Consider the following 2,085-nt stretch of genomic DNA (forward strand, 5'->3'; position numbering starts at 1 on the left):
CCGATCACCCCGCACAGCGAGACCGCCACCGAGGCGAGCAGCACCGAGACGAGGATGAGCCCGACCCGCACCACGGTGACGTTGACGCCCAGGGAGCGGGCGGCGTCGTCGCCGGCGAAGGCGATGGCGTTCATGTCCTTGGCGAACCACAGGAGCACCGGCAGGAGCACGACGACGACGGCGCTCATCACCTGCACCTCGGTCCACGAGGCGTCGTTCACCGAGCCGAGCGTCCAGCGCACGATCGCCTGCAGGGTGTTCTCGTTGGCGACGTACTGCAGGCCCGCGGTCAGCGCCTCGAAGAGCTGGGTGACCGCGATGCCGAGGAGCAGGAGCGTGGCCACCGCCATCTTCCGCGCGGACGCCAGTCCGAGGACGAGCATGGTGACCAGCCCGGCCGCGACGAGCGCGGAGAAGATGACCACCGGGTTGGACGACGCGACCCCGCCCCCGCCGAGGAGGATCGCCAGCGAGGCGCCGAACGCCGCGGCGGGGGAGACCCCGAGGGTGAACGGGCTGACGAGCGGGTTGCGCAGCAGCCCCTGCATCACCGCACCGGCCACCGACAGCCCGGCGCCCGCGGTGAGCGCGAGCAGCGCACGGGGCAGGCGCAGGTCGCTGACGATGTTGTAGGACTGGACGAAGTCGGGCTCGATCGTGCCGCCCGCGACGCGCAGCCACAGGATGCGCATGGCCTCACCGACGGAGACCCCGCTGGTACCCACCGCCGTCGAGCCCGCGACGACGAGGAGGGTGAGCACCGCGGCGACGGCGAGGACGAGCAACCGGTGGTTGCCCAGCGCCCTCCGCAGCCCGCGCGTGCGCTCGCCCGCCTCGGCGTGGACGTCGTCGGGCAGCCGGCCGGCGGGACGCTCGGCGACGGCGGTGGCGGTGCGTGGGCTCACCGGGCACCGCCTGCGGCGATGTAGGGCGCCTCGCCCGGGTAGTCGGTGACGCCCTGGAACTCGGTGGCCCAGCGCTCGAGGTAGTCGGCGGGGTCGATGTCGGCGAACTCCTCCGGGTGCAGCCACTTGGCGAGGTAGGCGGTGCCGATCGCCTTGGACAGGCCCGACGTCGCCCAGCCGTTGGTCACGTAGACCTCCCCCTCCGCGACGGCGGTGATGCTCGACCAGCCCGGGCGGGCCGGGATCTCGGCGACGATCGCGGCGACCTCGTCCGCGCCGTACGGCTCGGCCGACGGGGGCATCTCGTGGACGATGACGGCCGGGTCGCGCTCGACGACGGCCGCCGGGTCGACGGTGATCTCGTGCTGGGCGTCGCCGCCGGTGATGTCACCGAAGACGTTGGTGCCGCCGGCGCCGGTGATGACCTGGTCGAAGCCGGAGCCGGGCAGCGCGGTGATGTAGGGCTGGTCGGTCTCCCAGTACACCGGGACGGGCTCGGTGCCCGCGACCCGCTCGGCGACGGTGGTGACGATCTCGTCGTGGAACGCCCGGACCTCCTCGGCGGCCTCCGGCTCACCGAAGACCTCCCCGAGGATGTCGATGGTCTCGCCGAAGACGTCGACGTCCCACGCGGAGACGACGACGACCGGGATGTCGAACTCCTCGAGCCGTTCGGAGGCCTCCTGCCAGGCGCCGTTGCGCGGGATGATCGCGACGTCGGGGTCGAGGGCGACGATCGCCTCGTAGTTCAGCTCTCCGATGCTCTCCCCGACGATGTCCTCCTCGGTGAACCCGAGGTAGGGCGCGCGCTGGACGGTGCCGCGGTCGACGCCGACGACGCGGTCGCCCGCGCCGATGGCCTGGACGAACTCGTTGTTGTAGGACAGCGTGACCACGGCGCGGTCCACCGGGCCGTCGATGGTCACCTCGCGGTCCTGGTCGTCGAGGACGGTGATCTCGCCGGACGCCGTGGTGGTGTCGGCGGTCCGGCCGGTGTCGGTGTCGCCGGCGTCCGCCACGTCGACCTGGCCGCACGCGGCGAGGGTGAGCGCCGAGGCGAGCAGGGTGGCAGTGAGGACGGTGCGCTTCATCGGGTGTCTCCGGTCGTGCGGTGGGGAGCAGGGCTCCCGTCGGGACGTGAGCTGTCGGTGGGAAGTGGGCTGTCGGTGCGGCTGGGGGC

General features: G+C 72.6%; 2 protein-coding genes. Both read right to left on the reverse strand.

Translation table 11 applies throughout. The features are described 5' to 3' along the window. On the reverse strand, positions 1-905 hold a 905-nt coding region (locus Q0195_RS15165; protein WP_299280040.1), incomplete at its 3' end, for an iron ABC transporter permease. Then, positions 902-1,996: an ABC transporter substrate-binding protein gene (locus tag Q0195_RS15170; RefSeq protein WP_299280043.1), complete on the reverse strand. Its 1,095-nt coding sequence runs from the start codon at positions 1,994-1,996 to the stop codon at positions 902-904. The genes Q0195_RS15170 and Q0195_RS15165, both read right to left, overlap by 4 nt. Between the last annotated feature and the right edge of the window lie 89 nt (positions 1,997-2,085).

This window comes from uncultured Georgenia sp., from assembly GCF_937958535.1.
Lineage (GTDB): Bacteria > Actinomycetota > Actinomycetes > Actinomycetales > Actinomycetaceae > Oceanitalea.